The 19,778-nt window shown below is 69.6% G+C and carries 20 protein-coding genes; 8 read left to right on the forward strand and 12 right to left on the reverse strand.

What is annotated here, in order from left to right:
- Positions 1–99: 99 nt before the first annotated feature.
- Complete coding sequence (locus tag HC028_RS26100; RefSeq protein ID WP_168080098.1) at positions 100–297, reverse strand: DUF397 domain-containing protein; 198 nt, start codon at positions 295–297, stop codon at positions 100–102.
- Between the two features lie 19 nt (positions 298–316).
- A complete protein-coding gene (locus tag HC028_RS26105) occupies positions 317–1,183 on the reverse strand; it encodes a helix-turn-helix domain-containing protein (RefSeq protein WP_168080099.1) in 867 nt (288 codons plus the stop codon).
- Positions 1,184–1,587: 404 nt separating this feature from the next.
- Between HC028_RS26105 and HC028_RS26110 the strand changes: the two genes are divergently transcribed.
- A complete protein-coding gene (locus tag HC028_RS26110; RefSeq protein WP_308442103.1) occupies positions 1,588–1,935 on the forward strand; it encodes a flavin reductase in 348 nt (115 codons plus the stop codon).
- A gap of 3 nt (positions 1,936–1,938) precedes the next feature.
- Here HC028_RS26110 and HC028_RS26115 read toward each other — a convergent pair whose 3' ends face one another.
- From HC028_RS26115 to HC028_RS26135, 5 genes are all read right to left on the reverse strand, one after another.
- Positions 1,939–3,243: an NAD(P)/FAD-dependent oxidoreductase gene (locus HC028_RS26115; RefSeq protein WP_168080100.1), complete on the reverse strand. Its 1,305-nt coding sequence runs from the start codon at positions 3,241–3,243 to the stop codon at positions 1,939–1,941.
- A gap of 42 nt (positions 3,244–3,285) precedes the next feature.
- Complete coding sequence (locus HC028_RS26120; RefSeq protein ID WP_168080101.1) at positions 3,286–4,206, reverse strand: ferredoxin; 921 nt, start codon at positions 4,204–4,206, stop codon at positions 3,286–3,288.
- Between the two features lie 57 nt (positions 4,207–4,263).
- A complete protein-coding gene (locus HC028_RS26125) occupies positions 4,264–5,136 on the reverse strand; it encodes a DUF4142 domain-containing protein (protein ID WP_168080102.1) in 873 nt (290 codons plus the stop codon).
- Between the two features lie 319 nt (positions 5,137–5,455).
- The gene (locus HC028_RS26130) at positions 5,456–6,154 is read right to left on the reverse strand and encodes an anti-sigma factor (protein WP_168080103.1); all 699 of its coding nucleotides are present in this window, start codon (positions 6,152–6,154) and stop codon (positions 5,456–5,458) included.
- Positions 6,151–6,723, reverse strand: a complete 573-nt coding sequence (locus tag HC028_RS26135; RefSeq protein WP_168080104.1) for a sigma-70 family RNA polymerase sigma factor — start codon at positions 6,721–6,723, stop codon at positions 6,151–6,153. Before HC028_RS26135 ends, HC028_RS26130 begins: the two co-directional genes overlap by 4 nt.
- A gap of 242 nt (positions 6,724–6,965) precedes the next feature.
- On the opposite strand from HC028_RS26135, the gene HC028_RS26140 reads away from it, so the two are divergent.
- The 7 genes from HC028_RS26140 to HC028_RS26170 all read left to right on the forward strand — a co-directional run bounded on the left by HC028_RS26140 (position 6,966) and on the right by HC028_RS26170 (position 14,301).
- On the forward strand, positions 6,966–7,544 hold the full coding sequence (locus HC028_RS26140) for a hypothetical protein (protein ID WP_168080105.1): 579 nt from the start codon (positions 6,966–6,968) through the stop codon (positions 7,542–7,544).
- A gap of 431 nt (positions 7,545–7,975) precedes the next feature.
- Positions 7,976–8,761: a CAP domain-containing protein gene (locus tag HC028_RS26145; protein ID WP_203981619.1), complete on the forward strand. Its 786-nt coding sequence runs from the start codon at positions 7,976–7,978 to the stop codon at positions 8,759–8,761.
- 316 nt (positions 8,762–9,077) lie between these two features.
- Positions 9,078–10,298 carry an ROK family transcriptional regulator gene (locus HC028_RS26150; RefSeq protein WP_168080106.1) on the forward strand — a complete coding sequence of 407 codons (1,221 nt, stop codon included), beginning with the start codon at positions 9,078–9,080 and terminating at the stop codon, positions 10,296–10,298.
- Positions 10,299–10,642: 344 nt separating this feature from the next.
- Positions 10,643–11,068: a group I truncated hemoglobin gene (locus HC028_RS26155; RefSeq protein WP_308442105.1), complete on the forward strand. Its 426-nt coding sequence runs from the start codon at positions 10,643–10,645 to the stop codon at positions 11,066–11,068.
- Positions 11,068–12,267 (forward strand): globin domain-containing protein, encoded by a 1,200-nt coding sequence (locus HC028_RS26160; protein ID WP_168080107.1) that lies wholly within the window; start codon positions 11,068–11,070, stop codon positions 12,265–12,267. Before HC028_RS26155 ends, HC028_RS26160 begins: the two co-directional genes overlap by 1 nt.
- Positions 12,264–12,926 (forward strand): DivIVA domain-containing protein, encoded by a 663-nt coding sequence (locus HC028_RS26165; protein ID WP_168080108.1) that lies wholly within the window; start codon positions 12,264–12,266, stop codon positions 12,924–12,926. The genes HC028_RS26160 and HC028_RS26165 overlap by 4 nt, the downstream gene beginning before the upstream one ends.
- A gap of 109 nt (positions 12,927–13,035) precedes the next feature.
- Positions 13,036–14,301 (forward strand): MFS transporter, encoded by a 1,266-nt coding sequence (locus HC028_RS26170; RefSeq protein WP_168080109.1) that lies wholly within the window; start codon positions 13,036–13,038, stop codon positions 14,299–14,301.
- A gap of 3 nt (positions 14,302–14,304) precedes the next feature.
- Here the strand turns inward: HC028_RS26170 and HC028_RS26175 are convergent, their stop codons facing one another.
- The 5 genes from HC028_RS26175 to HC028_RS27200 all read right to left on the reverse strand — a co-directional run.
- A complete protein-coding gene (locus HC028_RS26175; protein ID WP_168080110.1) occupies positions 14,305–15,123 on the reverse strand; it encodes a thioesterase II family protein in 819 nt (272 codons plus the stop codon).
- A 105-nt stretch (positions 15,124–15,228) separates the two neighbouring features.
- Positions 15,229–15,435, reverse strand: coding sequence for an MbtH family protein (locus HC028_RS26180; RefSeq protein ID WP_168080111.1), 207 nt, complete (start codon positions 15,433–15,435; stop codon positions 15,229–15,231).
- Positions 15,436–15,503: 68 nt separating this feature from the next.
- Positions 15,504–16,766: an MFS transporter gene (locus tag HC028_RS26185; RefSeq protein ID WP_168080112.1), complete on the reverse strand. Its 1,263-nt coding sequence runs from the start codon at positions 16,764–16,766 to the stop codon at positions 15,504–15,506.
- Positions 16,763–19,072, reverse strand: a complete 2,310-nt coding sequence (locus HC028_RS27190; RefSeq protein WP_338091300.1) for a condensation domain-containing protein — start codon at positions 19,070–19,072, stop codon at positions 16,763–16,765. The genes HC028_RS26185 and HC028_RS27190 overlap by 4 nt, the downstream gene beginning before the upstream one ends.
- Positions 18,954–19,778: AMP-binding protein (locus HC028_RS27200; protein WP_205861715.1), on the reverse strand; the 825-nt coding region annotated here is incomplete at its 5' end. The genes HC028_RS27200 and HC028_RS27190, both read right to left, overlap by 119 nt.

Genomic DNA, 19,778 nt, shown 5'->3' on the forward strand with positions numbered 1-19,778 from the left:
GCGGACGATCTCGGTAGCACCGGCGAGGTACGTGCCCCCGCAAACACGAAGGCGGCCCCTGGTTGGGGTCGCCTTCGCTGTGCTTCGTTGGGTGTCCGGTCAGGACTGGTCGAACTCCCCGGCCTTGGCACCCTCGACGAAGGCGTGCCATTCGGCCGGGGTGAAGACCAGGACCGGCCCGGTTTTGTCCTTCGAGTCACGGACGGCTACGGCCGTAGCGAGGTCGGCTACCTCGACGCAGGCCCCGTTGCCTTGACTCCTGGTGCTCTTCCGCCATACGGCGCGAGACAGATCCACCGTCGCGCCTCCTCCTCCGTTACGCCATCTGCTTGGCGACGGCCGCGATCAGCTCACGGGACTTCGTGACGCTCAAAGCGGCCGCGTGCATGTGGGTATAGGTGAGGGTAACTCGACGGAGGTCAGCCTCGGATTCCAAGTACACGTCCCCGGCGTACGTCTCCACGTAGGCGACGGGCGAGTGCACCTCCTCAGGGAACTCAAGCAGGATGACCGATCCCAGCGTGCCGGGGTGCGCACCTTCGGAGAAGGGCAAAACCTGAACCGTGACGTTGGGCTGCTTGCTCATCTCGATCAGGTGCCTGAGCTGGGCCCGCATCACCTCTTTACCACCCATCTGCCGATGCAGGGCACCCTCGTCAATGATCGCCCAGTAGGCCGCTGGAGGATCTTCAGTCAGACATGCCTGCCGTGCGAGCCGAACCTGGACCCTTCGTTCGATCTCGTCTTCGCTGTCTTGCGAGCAGGTGGCGCTGATGACAGCGCGGGCGTAGTCCTCGGTCTGCAGCAGACCGGGCACGACCGCCAACTCGAAGTTCTTGACCGCGGTCGCCGCCGACTCCAGTCCTATGTACATCGAGTACGGGTTCGGCAGTTGTCCGAACTTGGCCCACCAACCACGTTCCTTGCCCTGCTTCTGCCAGTCGAGAAGGGTCGCCCGCGTCTCGTCATCGGTACCCGGCTTCAGCCCGTAATGGTCGAGCATCACCAGTAGGTCCGGGCGGCCCATCCCGACGTCACCGGACTCAATCTTGTAAATCTTCGACTCGGAGCAACCGAGTTCCTCGGCTATCTCGCGGTGGGCGATCCCTGCCGCCTCACGGAGCCGGCGCAGCTCACGTCCGAGCTGCCATCGGGCGATGGTCGGACCAGTAGGCCTGGGCACGTCAACCTCCTGATTGATGAGCCCGCTCAGTGTTCCGCCCGCAGCGCTGCCAAGCAACCACGTACGTTCCGCATTTGCGCTTCCGAGTAAAACCTCCATGGAAGCGTTGTGCTGTCAGCGTGGCTCTGTCAGCGTGGTGAACCGCCAGCGTCGCCGTACCGCTGTCGAGAGCTGCGGCGACGGTCGGAGTGCAGACCCCCGGCGGGGAGGAACCGTGCATGTGGGTCATGTCGCGCCCACTCCTCGCCGGGCTATCCGGCTCCACGTACCGGGGCGCGGCGGCCGCGATCCTACCTCCCCACGGTCGCTGCGCTCCCCAGCGTTGCGAGAGGTCGTGCAATGCCAACCGCATACACCGAGGGCTACCGGGCGGCGCTTCGCCGCAGGCACACACGGAGGTGGTCATGGCGGAGACTCCGCCCGACATGCCGGTGCGGCGAGCGATGGCCGTGCGCCATCCTGAGAGCCCTCATCGCCGACTCCCCCGGGCACTGGCCCGGGTGAACGTCCACATCCCCATCCGGCCCAACTGGGTGTGCGCCGGCTGCGGCGCGCCGTGGCCGTGCCCGACGCGCCGCAACCAGTTGCTCGCCGAGTTCGACCGTACGCCGGTATCCCTCAGGCTGATCATAGGCGGCCACTTCATGGACTGCTGCGCGGACCTGCCCAACCGTGAGGTGGGCGAGTTGTACGGACGGTTTCTCGGCTGGCTCTGGGAGCAGCCCGAACCGTACGACGGCCAGGAACCATAACGCCTAGCTGACCGCTGCAAGTCGGCGTCGGGAAGCGGTACGCGTGCTCTCCGGCTGGCTCTTCGGCTTCGGCGCCACCCGGACCGGGGTGTCGATGAGCATGGCGCGGGTGACCTCGGTGAACGCGCGGGCCGCGTTCACCGCTATCAGGCCAACCAGCTCGTCGTCGCGGTAGTAGCTGGCCATGACGCCTGCCCTGGCAGTGTCCTTACGGCCCGGGCGCATCTCGGTCATGACGATGTGGTCGGTGGGCTTGAAGTCACCGGCGACCATGACCCGCAGGCCGTTCTGCAGTGTCCAGTACCGCGGCACGATCCCGACCGGCGGCATCTCACGGTCACCCGCGAGCAGTGTCCTGGCCGCGGCGTGCCCCATCTCGACGGCGGCGATCCACTGACCCACCATCATCGGCTCGTTGCTGTACAGGAGATTGGGCCAACGTACCGCGGCGCCCGCGGCGACGACGCCCTCGACGGTCTCGCCCTCGGTACCGACGACCCGCAGGCTCTCGTCGCACAGGATGCCCCGGGAGATGTCGATGCCGGCGCCTTCGAGGAAGTCGGTGTCCGGCTTCTCCCCCAGGGTCGCCACCACGATGTCGGCGTGCACGGACGAACCGTCGTCGAGCAGCAGCCGCCAACGTCCGCGCCGGCGCTCGACCTCCTTGACGCGGCGCCCCAGTCGCATCTCGACGCCGAAACGGGCGTGCTCCTCCGCGATGAGGTACCCGACCGGCTCACCGACGGCGCGTCCCATCACGTACGGCTTCGGGTCGATCATCACGGCCTCGCGGGCGAGTTCGCGTACGGCGCAGGCGGTCTCGCAGCCGGTGATGCCGCCGCCAACGATCGCGATCCGTTCCGCGTTGCGCAGGTCCCGCCGCAGCTGCCAGGCCTCGTCCACGCTGTGCAGGACATGCATGCCGGGCCCCGCTGGCCAGCCCTTGGGCAGGGACGCGTAGCTGCCGGTGGCGAGGACGAGTCCGTCGAACGGGTACTCCTCGTCGGTCTGCGTCAACACCGACCGGCGGCGCATGTCGATCTCGACCGCGCGGCGGCCGTGCATCCAGTTGACCTCCAGCGAGCCGTCGATCGGCATCCGGACGTCCTGGGGGCGGGCATGCCCCGTCAGCAGGCTCTTGGAACACGCCGGCCGGTCGTACGGGGCGTCCGGCTCATCGCACAGCAACGTGATGTCGCCGGCGAAGCCCTGGCGGCGCAGCTCCTCCGTCGCCGCCATACCTGCCGGTCCACCCCCGATGACCAGGATGCGGTCCGACCAGCCGTACGCTATCGACCGCCTAGCCATCGACAGCCCCGCGCGACTCGATTGTCTTGGGCGACGCATGCGTCACTTACCTCCACGGCGGTGAAGGCCGGTCACGTTCGCGAGCGTCTCCGCCCGCCCCTCCCCGGCCGTCTCCACGGTTTCGTTCTTCGGCATGTACACCCGGGAACCGGCCCGGTTCATCCTGATGGCCCGGGCCGGACAGACCTTGACTGCCCGCGCCACCGCCTCGATCTCCTCCGGCGGAATGGTCGACTTGTACCCGAGCCTGCCGTCACTGCGCAGTTCGAAGATCGCCGGCGCCTCCTGCTCGCAGAAGCCGAACCGGGCACACTTGCCGGCGTCCACACTGACTTCGGCCATCTGGCCGCGCATCCGGTTGCTGGCCCGGTCGGTGATCGTCCGCTTGCGTTTGAGCGCCCAGTTGGAGACCCCGAGCCACAACACAACCGTGCTCAGCCACATCAGGACGACCGGGATCTTGACGAAGAGGGGACCGACGTGCGATCCGGACAACAGCACGTGCCCGGCCAGCAGAGTGAAGGACGCGTACGCGAGCGAGTGCAGCGCCCGCCAGCGGCTGTACCCCAACTTTCGTTGCAGCGGCATGGAGATCAGCAACGCCGTCATGATCTCCGTCGCAATCACACCGACGCCGATGCCGATCGGGTCTCGACCGTTGGCGAACGGGATGAACTCGTCGATCAGGCGGACGGTGCCTACCGGGTTGGCCAGCTGGATGAAGGCGTGCCCCCAGCCGAGCGTCATGCCGATCAGCGCAAACGTCATGTGCGTCGCGTACAACTGCGAGTGCTTGAAGCGGGTCATGGCCCAACCGCGGCCGAGCATCATCCCCCACATCACGGTGATCCACAGCAGGATGTACCCGAGGAAGCCCGCAGTGTGTGCCACCAGGTGCACGCTCTGCGCGGCGGTGCAGTCCGGGGCGATCACAACCGCGCAATGGGCGTCTGCGACGAACACGCCGCTGACCTCACTTTCGAAGAGAGTGGGCGGGGATGGGCTCGGACCGGATTCGATTCATAAGCCGCGGACGACGCGGCGGATGCTCACCAGGCCCAGCAGGCCCGCGACGACGACCAGCGCGACGACCGGCAACCGGAACATGTTCGCGTCCTTGGGGGTCGGGGCGGTCGCGGCCGCCAGCGCCACGGCCGGCGCGCCGATCGCCGCGTGCGGCAGGTTGTCGTACTGGACCAGGCCGGTGCTCTCCAGCAGCGACATGTGCTTGTTAACCATGAGGTTGGCGCGCTCCGCGTACAGGCGCATCATCTCGTTACGGGTGTTGGCGCGTACCGAGGCGATCGCCGAGAAGACTCCACCGTGGGCGAAGCGCAACCACTTGACGGCCGTCACGTCGAAGTCGTGTCCCCGCATCGGCCAGAACTCCCGCATCCAGGCCTGCTGCTCGGCCGACGGCTGGTCGGGCAGGGCCACGTTGAGCTGGCCGGCGACGAAACGGCACTCCTCGTCGAGCTGTTTGTGGTCCTCGGCCATGATCCGGCCGATCTCCTTGACCCGCTCGCTGGCCGCAAACTGTTGGGCGATGAGGCCGGTGGGGCGCTCCCACAGGCCGGCCTGCCGGACCTTGACCAGGAACAGCCGGTCGACGTCGTCGATGGTGCCGAACCGGGTCTGGGTCGTGTTGGCGCCGGGCAGCGCGGTCTCGACGATTGCGCCCGCGCCGGGCGGGTTGTTGGCGGGCGGCAGGAGGCCGTTACCGTTGCCGACGTCGCCGGGGATGGCGCCGTTGAACGGGTCCGGCTGCGGCGCCTGTGGTTGAAGGGCGGCGGGCCGGACAGCGGCGGCACGCAGATCGGCAGCGGCTGGCTTCGGCGCGGCCACCGCGGTGGCGGCCGGACCGGCGGTCCACGCCGCGAGCACGGCGGCCACGAACAGGACAAGCCTCGACGATGAGCGGCTTGACCACGAACGCCGCTTTCCCGAGCGCTCAAACCCCGGCTTGACCATTGCCACCATTCCCTGACGTCGTGGTTGCCCGTCGTGGTTGCCGTCTTCGTTGGCGAGGGTGCCGCCGACCACCACTGGTGGCCGGCGGCTGCTCGACCCACCCGAAAAGCTAGGCCGTCGGCTACCTGTCCGGACAGGCACTTAAGGCGTACTTATGTTCCGCCTTCACGAGGTTTTACGGATCTCTCCGAATAGGACACTGTGTCACCATTCATTGACTCTCGGCTATCCGGAGATGCTGTCAAGCCGGGACGCTCACGAGCAGGTTGCCGTTGACCGTGCGTATCTCGAGGCGGGACACGTCACCGGGCTGGAGGTCGGTCCCTCCATGCAGGACCAGCGGATCCGGTTGGGTAGCCGTCCCGTACCCACCCGGTGGGACGCTCCAGCCCATGACCACCTCGCTCTGGCCGGTCTTCGAGACCGCCACGAGTCGGCACCGCACCGGCCCGTCGACCCGGGCCACCTGCAGCGTCACCTGCGACCCCCACCGCTTCGGTGCCAACTGCACGGTGGCCTCCGTGCCGGTGAACCGGTCGATCGCGTGCAACTTCTGCGCCGCTGCCGTCAGGGGCTGCGGACCGGGCAGCCCGACGGGCCGAAGACCCAGGCCAACGGCGGCAAAGGCACCGGCGATCAGGAACGCCAGGCACGCGGCGAGGGTCAAGGCCCGGCGCGACCTGGCCCGACGCCGATCGGTACGCACCGCCGAAACCAGCGCCTCGGCCCGGCCGGGATCGCGGCCGGAGTACTCCGCGAAGACGAGGCTCTCCGCGTCCACCTGCGACAGGAGGGCCGCCACCGATGAAAGTTCGGCCAGCTCACGAGGGCACGAGCGGCACACCATCAGGTGGTCCTCGAAGCGCGCGCTGTCGCGTGGGTTGAGGATGCCCAGTGCGTACGCGCCGACGTCCCGGTGGATCTCCTCGGGCGTCATCATGCCGTCACTCCCTGCTCCTCGAGTGCGATGCGGAGCGCCCGGAGGGCGTAATAGACCCTGGACTTGACGGTGCCGACGGGCAGGCCCAGCGTCTCGGCGGCTTCCTGGACGGTGCGACCGCGGAAGTACGTCTCGAAGACCGCCTCGCGGTGCGCGGCAGTCAGCCCCCGCATGGCGTCCGCCAGCACCAGCAACTGCAGTACCCGCTCGGTCTCGTCCGCCGTCGCGACGGTCGCCAGCGGCGCGTCGTCGGTCTCCGGGGGCCGGGCCTTGCGACTGCGGTACCCGTCGATCACGATCCGGCGGGCGACCGCGACGAGCCAGGGGCGTAGCGAAGTCCTCCCACTCGCCGACAGTTCATGCGCATGACGCCACGCGCGCAGCAGCGTCTCCTGGACGACGTCCTCGGCGCGTTGACGATCGCCCCCGGTCAGCCGCAGCACGTACAGGAGCAGGCCCTCGGCGTGTTCGGCGTACAGCGACTGGACCAGTTCCTCGTCGCGTTCACGCGCGGCAAGCTCGACGTCGTCGTCCTGTCTGCGCCTACCGTGCGTCGCGCCTCGGCCCATCAGTGCCGGCACGAACCGTCGAGGCGCGCTTCCACCGCAGGATTCACGTCGCCCACCGCCACCACCTCCGTTGCCTTGCGTGGCTTGTCGACGGTAGATACGCACGGAGGCAGGTGGCGGCTCAAGGATTTGGTCGAGACTTTCCGGCCGCCATCCCATTCACGGGGTTGAACCGATGGCGGGGAGTGTGCGTACCTTTGACCGACACACCACTCGACGAAGGAGCTCCCGAGGTGGGCCGAGTGACCGCGCGCAGACCGACCGAGCGCCGAGTGATCTTGGTTGCCGTGGCGCTGTCCACCATCCTGTCCGCCACCGCGTGCACGTCCGCGGATCCCACCACCACCGCCGCGCCTGCGAGCCCCCTGCCAGCAGCCAATGTGCAGGGCACGCTCGTGCTACGGGCCCAGGCCCTGCCGCAGATAGGCACCGTGGTCGTCGACGCTGAGGGCTACACGCTGTACCGGTACGACAAAGACACCGCCAGGCCACCGAAGAGCAACTGCATGGAGGACTGCTGGATGAAGTGGCTACCGGTGATGCACACGAGCGACCTGCGGATCGAGGGCATCGACCCGGCGCTCGTCGGCACCGTCGTGCGGGCTGAGGACGCCACCCGCCAGGTGACGATCGGCGGCTGGCCGGTCTATCGGTACGCCGGTGACGCGGCACCGGGCGAGACCAAGGGGCACGGCGTGGGTAACGCGTGGTTCGCCATCACACCGCAGGGCAGGAAGGCTGCCGCCCCAGCCAACAACCCAACGGGCAACAACCCAACGGGCAACACCGCGGCAACGAACAGCACGCGCGCCAACAACTGACCGGGACGGCTGGGGCGTACCCGCGACCATGATCGCCGGTTCCCGCTAACCGTCCACCGATCGTCCGGCCCTCGCGCACACTCCTGCCGGTGTACGCGGCCGGACCCAAGCTCCGTCGCGACCGTCGTCTTCCCGCCCGTGCGGCGGTCGCGACGGAGCCCAGCCTCCACTGATTGACGGGCCCAACCAGCCCGCGCTGATCTGCAGGTGCAGCTTAATTAGCCGTTAAGTTCGCATAAGTACGCATCCCAGCCATATTCTCGCGATCTACGCTCGGCGGGTCCGTGATCCGGTCCACCGGAGGTTGTGCGTTGCCCGCACCCCGCATGAAGCCCGCGTCGGTACGTGGATTGACGCCACCATTGACAGCCGATCCGCCACCACACGTCCCACCCGGCCGCCGTCTTAGGCTGCGCCCGATAACCGCCGCGATGACCGCTGTCGTCGCCGTGGCGCTCGGGGCCACGGTCGGCACGTTTGTCGTGGGCCACCGCACGGCACAGACGGACGCCATCGACGCCACCGCGGCCTCGGTCGATGGGTACACCGGCACGACGGCCGCACAGGGAGCAGGGGCGGCTTCCGCGGCTTCCGTTCTACCGTCGACGGGCACGGGGGCCGTCGGCGGGCCCGCATCGTCCGGACCGGCGGCACGGGTACTGCACCAGGGGTTCTCCCCCGCACAGCCGGCCGACACCAGCACAGCTCTGAAGCCCGGCGCCGCGCAGACTGCCGGCAGCGCTCGGACAGCGGGCGGCGCCGCACCGAATGCCGGCACCACTGGGTCGGCTGGCTCCACTCCTCTTTCCGGCGCCGTACAGGCAACCGGCGACAGCGCCGCCGAAGCGACGGTGCTGACCCTGGTCAACCAGGAACGCGCCAAGGCCAACTGCCCGGCGCTCACCGTCGACGCCCGGCTCACCGCCGCGGCCCGGGCCTACTCCGCCGACATGGCCAGCCGCGGTTTCTTCGCCCACACCACGCCAGACGGCGTCGACCTCGGCACCAGAGTGACCAGGGCCGGGTACCGCTTCTCGGCGGTCGGCGAGAACATCGCCAAGGGCCAACGGGACGCGACGGCGGTGATGACGGCGTGGATGAACAGCCCGGGCCACCGCGCGAACATCCTCAACTGCCGGTTCAGCAACATCGGCATCGGGCTGGCCCGGCAGGGCAGTACTCCATTATGGACGCAGGACTTCGGCTCCCCGCGCTGAACACGGGACCGGTCGGCCCACGTACAAGCGACGGACCGGCCGAGCGTGACCAGCCACGCGGTGAACAGCTCCCGCAGGTCCTCGCCCATGGGGTGCGGCACAGGGCAACGCTGCGCAGACGAGCAATCCGTCTAAAGATCGATCGTTATCACTTGAACGGCCGCCCATCCGGGGCCCGCCTGCCGATAGGCGAATGGGGGCTCCCCTAGGGGCAGGGGAACGTGCCATTCCTCACGCAAGGTTCCTGTTCCACGCAACGTATTGCCGTGGCTACAGTGCACGCGTCCTGAAGCAGCCGGCGTTGGGGAGGCCCCGCGTGGATCGACGCTCCTGGCTACCGGAAGACGTACGCGCGCACAACCGGGGCCTGTTGCTGCGACTATTGACGGAACAGGGGCCGTTATCCCGCCGGGAGTTGGCCGGCCGGACCGGACTCAGCATCCCGACCGTATCGTCGATCGTCACCGATCTGACCAGCGAGGGGTACCTGACCGAGTCGATCCCGCGGACCTACCGCCCCGCCCGCCGCGGGCCGCGGGCCTCGGTGGTGACGCTGTCCCGCCACGGATACATGTTCCTCGGCGTGGACATCCGCACCGACGAGGTCCGACTGGGCCTGACCGATCTCTCTGGCCTAGTGACGCGCGCCGCCCGCGCCCCCTTCGAACGGGGCGCGCCGGCCGAGCGGGTCATCGACATCGCGGTGGCCGCCGCCACCGACATCGTCGAGGCGGCCGCACGGACGATGGTCGCGATCGGCGTGGGAGTGCCGGGACCGGTCGACCCCGCACGGCGCCGCTGCGTACTGTCGCTGGCACTGGGGTGGCGCGACGACATCGACGTCGCCGACCGGTTCGAGCGGGCGTTGGACAAGCCGACCGTGGTCGACTACAACGTGCGGGCCATGGCGGTGGCCGAGGCCCGGTACGGCCTGGGGCAGCGGGCGGAGAACCTGCTGTACGTGCACATCGGCGAGGGCGTCGGCTTCGGGTTCGTCGTGGACGGTAAACCGTTCCGGCAGGGCGCGCACGGCGTGTCGGAGCTGGGACACCACCAGGTCTCCGACGACGGGCCGCGCTGCCGGTGCGGCTCGATCGGTTGCCTGGAAGCCGTGTTGTCCGAGTCCTATCTGCGCAGCCGGGTCGAGCAAGGGGCGCGGCGCAGCCCGGTGCTGGCCCGCGCCCGGCGTCAGCACCGGGGCGTGCTGGACATCCTGGACGCCGCTAGGCGCGCCGGCGACGAGATCGCCGATGACCTGCTGGCCGAGTTCACCGACCACTTGAGCACGACGATCGCGCTCAACGTCAACGTCTTCAGCCCGACCCGGGTGGCGCTCGGCGGCATCCTCGCGACCGCTCCCAAAGAGGTCCTGAACCGGGCACTGTCGGCGACCCGCACCAAGATCTGCTCGGTGCTCCGCGACAAGGTCACCGTCGAGCCGTCGACCCTCGGGCAGCACGCCGGGCTCCTCGGCGCCGCCACGGTCGCCCTCGACCACGTGTTCTACGAACGTGGGGCGGTGCCGGTGCAGGTATAGGCCATATCGCGGGGCGCCACAAGAGGTGCGTCCATCGTCCGATGTGCATGACGCGGCAAACGCGGCGCGAAATGTCGGCGGCGAAGGGTCGCCCTACGGTCACGAGACCGCTACCGTGCGATGGGGATTGATTGCGGGGGCTGGCAGTACAAGAGCCACCAGTACAAGAGCCATCGGTACACGAGCCACCAGCGTGAAGGCCCGCAGCACGAGGCCCATCTCCCTGTGAACATGCCGCCGCCTGGCCACTTCAGGTACGACGACGAGCGACAGCTGGCTGTCCAGCTCAACGTGCGATAAATGCCCATCCGCGGGACACCACTGAGGGAAGGAACGGGACAACAATGAACGCGGCTATAGACGTACTGACCCCGACTCAGTCGATGTACGAGCGCATCGGCGGTGCCGAGACGGTGCGATCCGTCGTTGACCGGCTGTACGTCCTGGTCATCGAGGACGAACGGCTGCGCGGGTACTTCGACAACGTCGACCTGGCCAGTCAGAAACGGCACATGGCCGCGTTGTTGTCGCAGGTGCTCGGCGGCCCGAAGGCGTATGGCGGGCGGGATCTCGCCGAAGCCCACGCCCCGCTACGCATCACGGCGGAGCACTACGCCCTGGTCGGGGACTATCTGACCGCCGCCCTTCTGATCGCGCACGCACCGCGGGATGTCATCGACGCGGTGGGTGAGGTGCTCGCCGCGAGCCGGGGCCAGATCGTCCGCAGCGTGGAGCCGGACGCCGTCCAGCTCGCCAGTCGGGCCGGGTGATGGACCCGGCCGCACTGAAGGGCAGCTGGGCACAGGTCGCCCGGCACGGCGACGCGGTGCCGGGCTACTTCTACGCCGTGCTGTTCACCGCCCACTCAGACCTGAGGGCGATGTTCCCCATGTCGATGGCGGCCCAACGGGATCGCCTCGTGTCGGCGTTGGGCCAGATAGTGTCCAACGTGGACCAGCTCGACGCCGTGGTGCCGTTCGTCCAGGGGCTCGGGCGGGACCACCGGCGGTTCGACGTACGCGCAGAGCACTACCCCCAGGTCGGTGAGGCGCTCCTGGCCACCCTCGCGCACTTCCTCGGCGAGGCGTGGACACCGCAGCTGGCCGAGGAGTGGACCGCGGCCTATCAGCTGATAGCCCAGGTGATGGTCGAGGCGGCGGAGAAGGCGGCGACCTCCACCCCGGCGTACTGGACCGCGCGGGTCGTCCACCACGAGCGGCGCGGCCTGGACATCGCCGTGCTGCGGCTGCGCCCCGACCTGCCGTACCCGTACGTGGCGGGCCAGTCGTGCGCGGTCGAGATCCCCGACCGTCCCCGGTTGTGGCGCTACTACTCCCCCGCGAGCGCCCCTCGGCTCGACGGGCTGATCGAACTGCACATCAAGGCCGTGCCCGGCGGGCAGGTATCTACGGCGATCGTGCACGGCCTGCAACCCGGTGACCCGGTCAAGCTCGGGGCGCCGGTCGGCCAGCAGCTCGTCCTCGAGCCCGGTGCAAGCCGCGATCTGCTGCTGCTGGCTGGCAGCACCGGGCTCGCCCCGCTGAAGGCGCTGGTGGAGCAGGTCGCAGCGGAGGGTGGGCGGCGGCAGGTGACGCTGTTCTTCGGCGCCCGTACCGAGATTGATCTTTATGATCTTCCCGCCCTGGCGTCGATGGCCCGGGACCTGCCGTGGCTGACCGTCGTACCGGCGCTGTCCCACGACCCCTGGTACGCCGGTGAGCGAGGCGCGGTCGGGGACGTGGCGATGCGGCTGGGCCGGTGGGACGACCGCTACGTCTACGTGTGCGGGTCGGCGGCGATGACCACGGCGACCCGCGAGCGGCTGCTCGCCGGGGGCATCCCGGCCGAGCAGATCCGGTGCGAGGACTTCAGCAACGAGCCGTACCGCCCCAAGGCCGGCGGGGCGGTCACGGACACAGTATTCAGGGGCAGAGTAGTCACAGAGTTCGAGGAGGTGCCGACCCGATGACCGGGTACGGCGACAACAGCGACCATACCCATCACGACACGAGCGGCTGGATTCCGCTGTCCGCGGAGCGAATCCGCCACCAGACGTTCCGGGAAACACCGCTGGGCCGGCGGGGTTACCGTCCGGAAGAGGTCCACCTGTTCCTCGGCCGAGTCGCCGGCGAGGTGGACCGCTGGACCGCCGCGTACGCCGAGGCGCAGAGCGAGGTGCACCGGCTGCGGAACTACTTCCGCAACCAGGGCATGGCGACCGAGGAGGACCGGGCCCGGGAAATGTCCAACGAGGCGATCACCGTACTGGTCCGCGCCCAGGCCCACGCCGACCGGCTCATCGCCGACGCCCAGGCCCACGCGAGCGCCATGCAACTTGACGCCCGCACCCAGGCCGAGTCGATCGTCGGGCGGGCCCGGCAGGAGGCCGACCGGGCGGCCCACGCGTACCGGGCCCGGGCGGGCGTCGAGTACAACGCCGACCGGGAGCAGTCGGAGCGGCTGGCCGCGCTGGGCCGGAGCATCCTCGCCGCGATGTCCGGCGCCACCACCCAGATGGAGGGCGCCAGCGCACAGATGCGCGCCATCGGCGACGCGTTCCACGCCGAACTCGAGAAGCTCACCACGATGGCGGAGGCCCACGGCGCCCGTCTCGCCCGGCACGGCTAGCGACGCCGCCGACCGGAGCGTGGGTGCCACCGGGGACCCGGCGGCACCCACGCTCCGCGCGACGGTAAATGTGTCTTGTCACCGCGGGCGTACTGATACGTTCCCGCCGATGGATGCCTCGCCCGTCGCCAAACTCGGCCCCCGGTTCACCCTGCTGTGGACCGCGAGCGCCATCTCCGGGCTGGGCGACGGGGTGACGATGGTCGCCGCGCCGCTCCTGATCGCGTCGATGACCAGCAGCCCTCTCGTGGTGTCCGGCGCCACCTTCGCCGCGACCCTGCCCTGGCTGCTGTTCTCGCTGCTCAGCGGAGGGCTGGTGGACCGGCTCGACCGGCGACGTGTCATGGTCGTCGTCGACTGGATCCGCGCGGTGACCATCGGCGTGCTGGGCGTCGCCGTAGCGCTGCACCGCGAAAGCGTGGTGCTGCTGTACGCCGTGCTGTTCCTGCTGGGTACCGGAGAGACGCTGTTCCGGGCGGCAAGCATGTCCATGCTGCCGGCCGTGGTGCAGCCGGACCTGCTCGAACGCGCCAACGGCCGGCTCAGCGCCGCCCGTACCGTGGTCCACGACATGATCGCTGGCCCGCTGGGCGGGCTGCTCTTCGCGGCCGCGGCGGCGGCGCCGTTCCTCCTCGATGCGGGCTCGTTCGTGGTCGGCGCGCTGCTGCTCAGCCTGCTGCCCGGCACGTACCGGGAGGGGCAGGCGCCGGGCGCGCCTGCGGCGGAGCGGGCCTCGTTGTGGAGCGAGATCGCCACCGGGGTGCGCTGGCTGCTCGCGCACCGGCTGCTGCGTACCCTCGCCGTGCTAATCGGGCTGCTCAACGTGACCCTCACCGCGGCCATGTCGATCCTCGTGCTGCTGGCCACGGAGCGGCTCGGCCTCGGTTCGGTCGGCTACGGTGCGCTGTTCACCGCCCTCGCGGCCGGCGGGCTGCTGGGCGCGCTCGTCGGCGAACGGTTGGTCCGGCGGTTCACCGCGAGCGTGACGCTGCGCGTGGGGCTCGTCGTCGAAACCCTCTTCCACCTCACCATGGCGCTGTCGACCAGCCCGATCGCGGTGGGAGCGATCCTGGCACTGTTCGGCGTACACGGTTCACTGTGGATGATCGTCACGATGTCGTTGCTCCAGCGGCTGACGCCCGCGGCCATGCTCGGCCGGGTCAACAGCGCCTACCTGTTCCTCGCCGCCGGCGGCACCGCCTTCGGCGCGGTGCTCGGCGGCGTGGTCGCCACCCACTTCGGGCTCACGGCGCCGTACTGGATCGGCTTCGTCGTCGCCGCCGCCGTCACCGCCGCCACATGGCGGGTCTTCGACCGCAGGTCGATGGCGGCCGCCACCTCCACAGCCGCTGATGCCGCGACCGCGACTGTCTGAGTTCTACCGTTGAGCCGGCTGGACGGCTTGCAGCGCCGCGGCGCGGAGCAGATCCTGGCGTACCGCGCTGAGCACGTCGGGCCGGCCGCCCCGCAGGTAGAAGTGGTCGCCGGCGAAGACGCGCAGAGCGAACTCCCCGTCCGTCTCCTCGTACCAGCGCAACAGGCCGCTGTGTTCCACCTCCGCGTCCTCCGTGCCCATGTACGCCACGACCGGGCAGGTGAGACGGTGGCCGGGGAGCGGCTGATAGTTCTCGCTGAGCTCGAAGTCGGCCCGGAGCGCCGGAAGGAACATCTCCAGCAGTTCCGGGTGTTCGAGGACCTCTGGCGGCGTGCCGCCGAGCCGTCCGACCCCGGCGACGAACTCGTTGTCCGGCAACTCCCACAACAGCCGTCGACTGGACGCGGCCCGCGGACCCTGGCGGCCGGACACCAGCAGGCAGATCGGGGCCCGCCGGGCGGCGCCGGTGAAACGCCGCGCGACCTCGTACGCGATCACGGCGCCCATGCTGTGTCCGAACAGCGCGTACGGGCGGTCCACGTGCGGTTCGAGCGCCACGCAGAGCGGCTCCACCAGGTCTTCCATGCGCCGGTACGGCACCTCGTCGAGCCGCCACTCCCGACCCGGCAGCAGGACCGGGCGTACGTCCACGGCCGGCGCGAGCGCCGCGCGCCACGGACGGAAGAACGCAGAACCGCCACCCGCGTGGGAGAAGCAGAACAGCGCAATCGTCGCGCCGTCGGCCGCGTCCTGCCAGTTGCTGCCGAGCCAGCGGGCGGCCGCGGGGGTGCGACCGGCCCGTACCTGCGCGCTGCCTTGCATCGCAGCGCCTCCTTTCTGGTTTGGTTTCGTGAGCGAGTCGGGCGCCTCGCCGCTGGGGGCTCCCCGGCGGCTCCCCGGCGGCTCCCGGCGGCGAGGCGCCCGCGATCAGGACTGCGCGGCGCTGTCCATCCGCTCGCGCAGCGAGCGCGGCCGCATGTCCGTCCACACCTCGTCGACGTACGCCGAGCACTCGTCCTTCGTGCCTTCCTTGCCGACCGGGTGCCAGCCCGCCGGCACCTCGAGGTCGGCCAGCCAGAGCGAGTACTGGTCCTCGTCGTTGCGCAGTACCTGGTACCTGGCGTTGTCGTCCATCTTCGCTGTCTCCTTTCGGTTGTGGGATCTGCGTCGTGGGGTGGGCGGGTGGTTCAAACGGGGGTGGTTCAGGCGGTCGCCGAAGCCTCCTGGGTGGCCTGTTGCCGCGGGAACGTACGGAGGGTGGGGCTGACCGTGACCACCAGCGTCACGGCTGTGACGCCACCGGCGCAGATCAGGATCGCGACATTGCCCGGGAGCACTTCGGTCAGGACGCCGCCCAGCATCGGGCCGAGCGCGGACGCGCCGCCGACGAGCAGGCCGAGCACGCTGCTGAGCCTCCCGCGCAGTTCGTCGGGGGTCAGCAGCAGCTGCCGGGTGGCGATGGCGGTGTTCGCGGTCGGCGGCAGCAGCGCCATGGCGAAGAACAGCGCGCCCATGACGTAGCCGCTGGTGGTGAGGACTGCGAGCGGGGTGAGCACCGACAGCACCCAGAACACGGAGATGATCGACGCGTACGGGCTGAGCATCCGGTGCAGGTACGGCGCGGCCAGGGAGCCGACGACGCCACCGACCCCCAGCATCGCCGCCATCACGCCGATCTCACCGGACGGCGCGCCCCCTCGCTGGGCCAGCACGATGACGATGATGTAGAACGAGCTGAAGAAGACGTTGAGGACGACTGCGCACAGCGCGGTCACCCGGATGTGCCGGTGCTGCCACACCCAGCGCAACCCGTCGACCATCTCGCGGCCCAGGCGGCCCACCGGCTGCGGGCGCACCTCACGTGGTGGCATACGCACAAACGCCAGGGCGAAGAATGCCAACGTGTGGGTCACCGCGTCGACCGCGAAGGGCACGACCCTCCCCACCGCGAACAGGAACCCTCCCACCGCGGTGCCCGACAGGTGGCCGAGCGAGGCCCGCGCGGAGTTCATCGCGACGGCCGTCGACAGCTGCTCCGCCGGTACGAGGTTGGGTAGCGACGCCTCCTCCGCCGGCTGGAACAGGGCCGCGCACACTCCGATGACGGCGGCCACCGCGACCATGTGGGCGACGGTCGCGACGCCCCACCACACCGTGGCGACGAGACTCGCGGCCGCGAGCGCCTGCGCCGCCTCGCAGACGAGCATGACCTTCTTGCGGTTCCAGCGGTCCACGAGCGCCCCCGCGGGCAGCCCGGCGACGAGTTGCGCCACCGCGATCGTCCCGAGGACCAGCCCGGACGCGGCCGCCGAATTCGTCACCGCGAGCACCAGCAGCGGGAAGGCCAGCGCCGCCGCGTTGAAGCCAAACTCCGACAGCGCCTGGCTGCTCCACAGCAGCCGGTAGTTCCGGTTGCGCCCCAAGGAGGTCGTCGTGGAAGTAGTCGTGGAAGTACTGGTGGTCACAGCGACTCCCGGCAGTCCTGCGCGATGCGCCGCAGCGCGTCGGCGAAGTCGGTGGCGATGGCCTCAACGGCGGATTGGTCGTACCGGTCGGGCTGGTAGTACCAGGAGAACTCCAGCCGGCCGGACTGGACCGCGCCCGTGATGTCCAGCAGGTGCGAGCCCCGGTCTCCGGCGTCGGCGTCCTGCCCGAACGAGCCGTGCACGGCTCGGTACAGGCTGCCTGCGGGCTCCTGCGAGCGGGCATCCCACTGGCCGAGGTAGTTGAACGATACCTGCGGCCCGGCGAGGCCGCTCGCCAACCGGTCGCGTACCTCCGGTGGGCCGAGATAGCGCAGCGCGCCGTACCCGAATCCGTTGCCCGGCAACGTGCGCAGCTGCCGGCGTACCGACTTCACCAGAGCCCGCCAATCGGGGTCGTTGTCGGGCACAATGTCGAGCGCGACCGGGTAGATCGTGGTGAACCAGCCGACGGTACGGGACAGGTCGATCCCGTCGAGGATGTCCTCCCGGCCGTGGCCCTCGAGTTCGATCGACACCCGGCTGCGCCCCGTCCGCCGGGCCAGGGCCCAGGCGAGGGCCGTGAGCAGCACGTCGTTGATGCGGGTGCGATAGGCGGTCGGCGCGGCGCGCAGCAGCGCGTCGGTGTCCCCGGCGTCGAGCGACACCGACACCATCTGGGTGGGCGCGGAAGACCCTGGCGATACGGGTTCCAGGGTCGGCGTGCTGACGTCCGCGATGCCCGTCCAGTACTCCAGTTCGCGGTCGAGCCCGCCGTCCGCCACGAACTCGGCCAACCGCTGCGCCCAGTCCCGGTAGGACGTGGTCTTCGCACCCAGACGTACCTCCTCGCCTCTGGTCACCTGCTGGTACGCGGTGTCCAGGTCGTCGAGCAGCACCCGCCAGGAGACGCCGTCGACGACGAGGTGGTGTGCGGCGAGGAACAGGAATGGCGCCCGCTTGGGACCGAGGACGAACAGCAGCGCCTTCAGCAGCGGCCCCGTCCCGAGGTCGAAGCTCGCATGGACGTCGTCGGCCACCTTCTCCATGGCCGCCGGCTGCTCCTTGTTCTCCACATCGGACAGGTCGTGCCGCCGCAGGACCTCCGCCGGCTCGACCGGCGCGTTGTACTGCCGCCACTCGCCATCAGCGCGGTCAAACCGCATCCGCAGCGCGTCGTGGTGCGCGAGCAACGCTTCGAGGGAGTACCGCAGGGCCTGTTCGTCCGCGTCCTCGGTGAGTTCGATGAGCATCGACTGGTTGAAGTGGTGCGGGTTCACCGGGTGCGTCTGGAAGAACCAGTGCTGGATCGGCGTGAGCGGCGCCGGGCCGGCGACCGGCTCTTCCTGGGCGGACACCGGCGTCGCCAGCGCGACCCGTGGCGCCAGCGACTCGATGGTCTGGTACATGAACAGGTCCTTGGTGGTGAGACCCAGGCCGGCCTGGCGGGCCCGCGCGACCACCTGGATGGTCAGGATGGAGTCGGCGCCGAGCTCGAAGAAGTTGTCCGCCACGCCTACCCGTTCGAGGCCGAGAACGTCGGCCCAGATCTCGGCGATCGCGCGTTCGGTGCCGGTGCGTGGGGCCACGTAACCGCTGTCACCGGCGGTGGCTGCCGGGTCGGGAGCGGGCAGCGCGCGCCGGTCGAGCTTGCCGTTCGCGCTGATCGGCAGCGCGTCGAGCACCACGAACGCCTGCGGCACCAGGTAGGCGGGCAACCGCTCCGCCAACAGCGTACGCAGCTCGGTGACCGTCGGCCGGTCATCACCGGCGGCCACCAGGTAGGCGACCAGACGTTTCACCCCAGGCTGGTCTTCGCGGGCCACCACGACGGCCTCCCGCACCTGCGGAAAGCCGGTCAGGACGGTCTCGATCTCACCGGGCTCGATGCGGAAGCCGCGGATCTTGACCTGATCATCGGCCCGGCCCAGAAACTCCACCTGGCCATCCGGGCGCCAGCGCACCACATCCCCGGTGCGATACATCCGCTCCCCCGGGGCGCCGAACGCACACGCCACGAACCGCTCCGCCGACAACCCCGACCGGCCCAGATACCCCCGCGCCAGCCCCACCCCGGCCACATACAACTCCCCGGCCACCCCCACCGGCACCGGCCGCAAGCGGTCGTCAAGGACGTAGATACGGGTGTTGGGGATCGGCACCCCGATCGGCGGCACCCCACCACCGACCTCAAGCGGCCGACTCCAGGTCGCCACCACCGTCGACTCCGTCGGCCCATACGAATTGATCATCCGCCGGCCCGCAGCCCACCGATCCACAAGATCCGCCGGGCACGCGTCCCCACCCACGATCACCGTCCGGAACTCCGGCAGACCGCTTCGCGGTGTCGACCGTGGCCAGGGCCGCCGGCGGAATCAACGCATGCGTGACGCCATATTGGTCCAAGACCTTCACCAGGTGCTCGCCCAACAACGGACCCGCCGGCGGCACCACCAACGCCGCCCCCGACCCCAACGCCGCACACAACTCCAACACCGACGCATCGAAACTCGGCGACGCAAACTGCAACACCCGATCCCCAGGCCCCACCCGATAATGCGCAGCCTCCGCCACAGCGAAACTCGCCAACCCCCGGTGCGTGACCACCACACCCTTCGGCCGCCCCGTCGACCCCGACGTATAAATCACATACGCCGCATGATCCACCGACAGTTCCGACAACCGGTCCGCATCCGACAGCGCCCGGTCCGGAAGCGCATCCACCGCCCCAACCACAGCAGAGTCATCCACCGCAACCACCGCCACGCCCTCGACAACAGGCACCCGCGAGACCAGCGAAGCAAACGTCAACACCACCGCCGGCCGACTGTCGGCCACCATGAACGCGATCCGCTCAACCGGATAATCCGGATCCACCGGCAGATACGCCCCACCCGCCTTAACCACCGCCACCTGCGCCACCACGATCTCCGCCGACCGCGGCAACACCAACGCCACCACCCGCTCCGGCCCCACCCCCAGCCCCACCAGATACCGCGCCAACCGGTTCGCCCA

Source organism: Planosporangium flavigriseum (genome assembly GCF_011947225.1).
GTDB classification, from domain to species: domain Bacteria; phylum Actinomycetota; class Actinomycetes; order Mycobacteriales; family Micromonosporaceae; genus Planosporangium; species Planosporangium flavigriseum.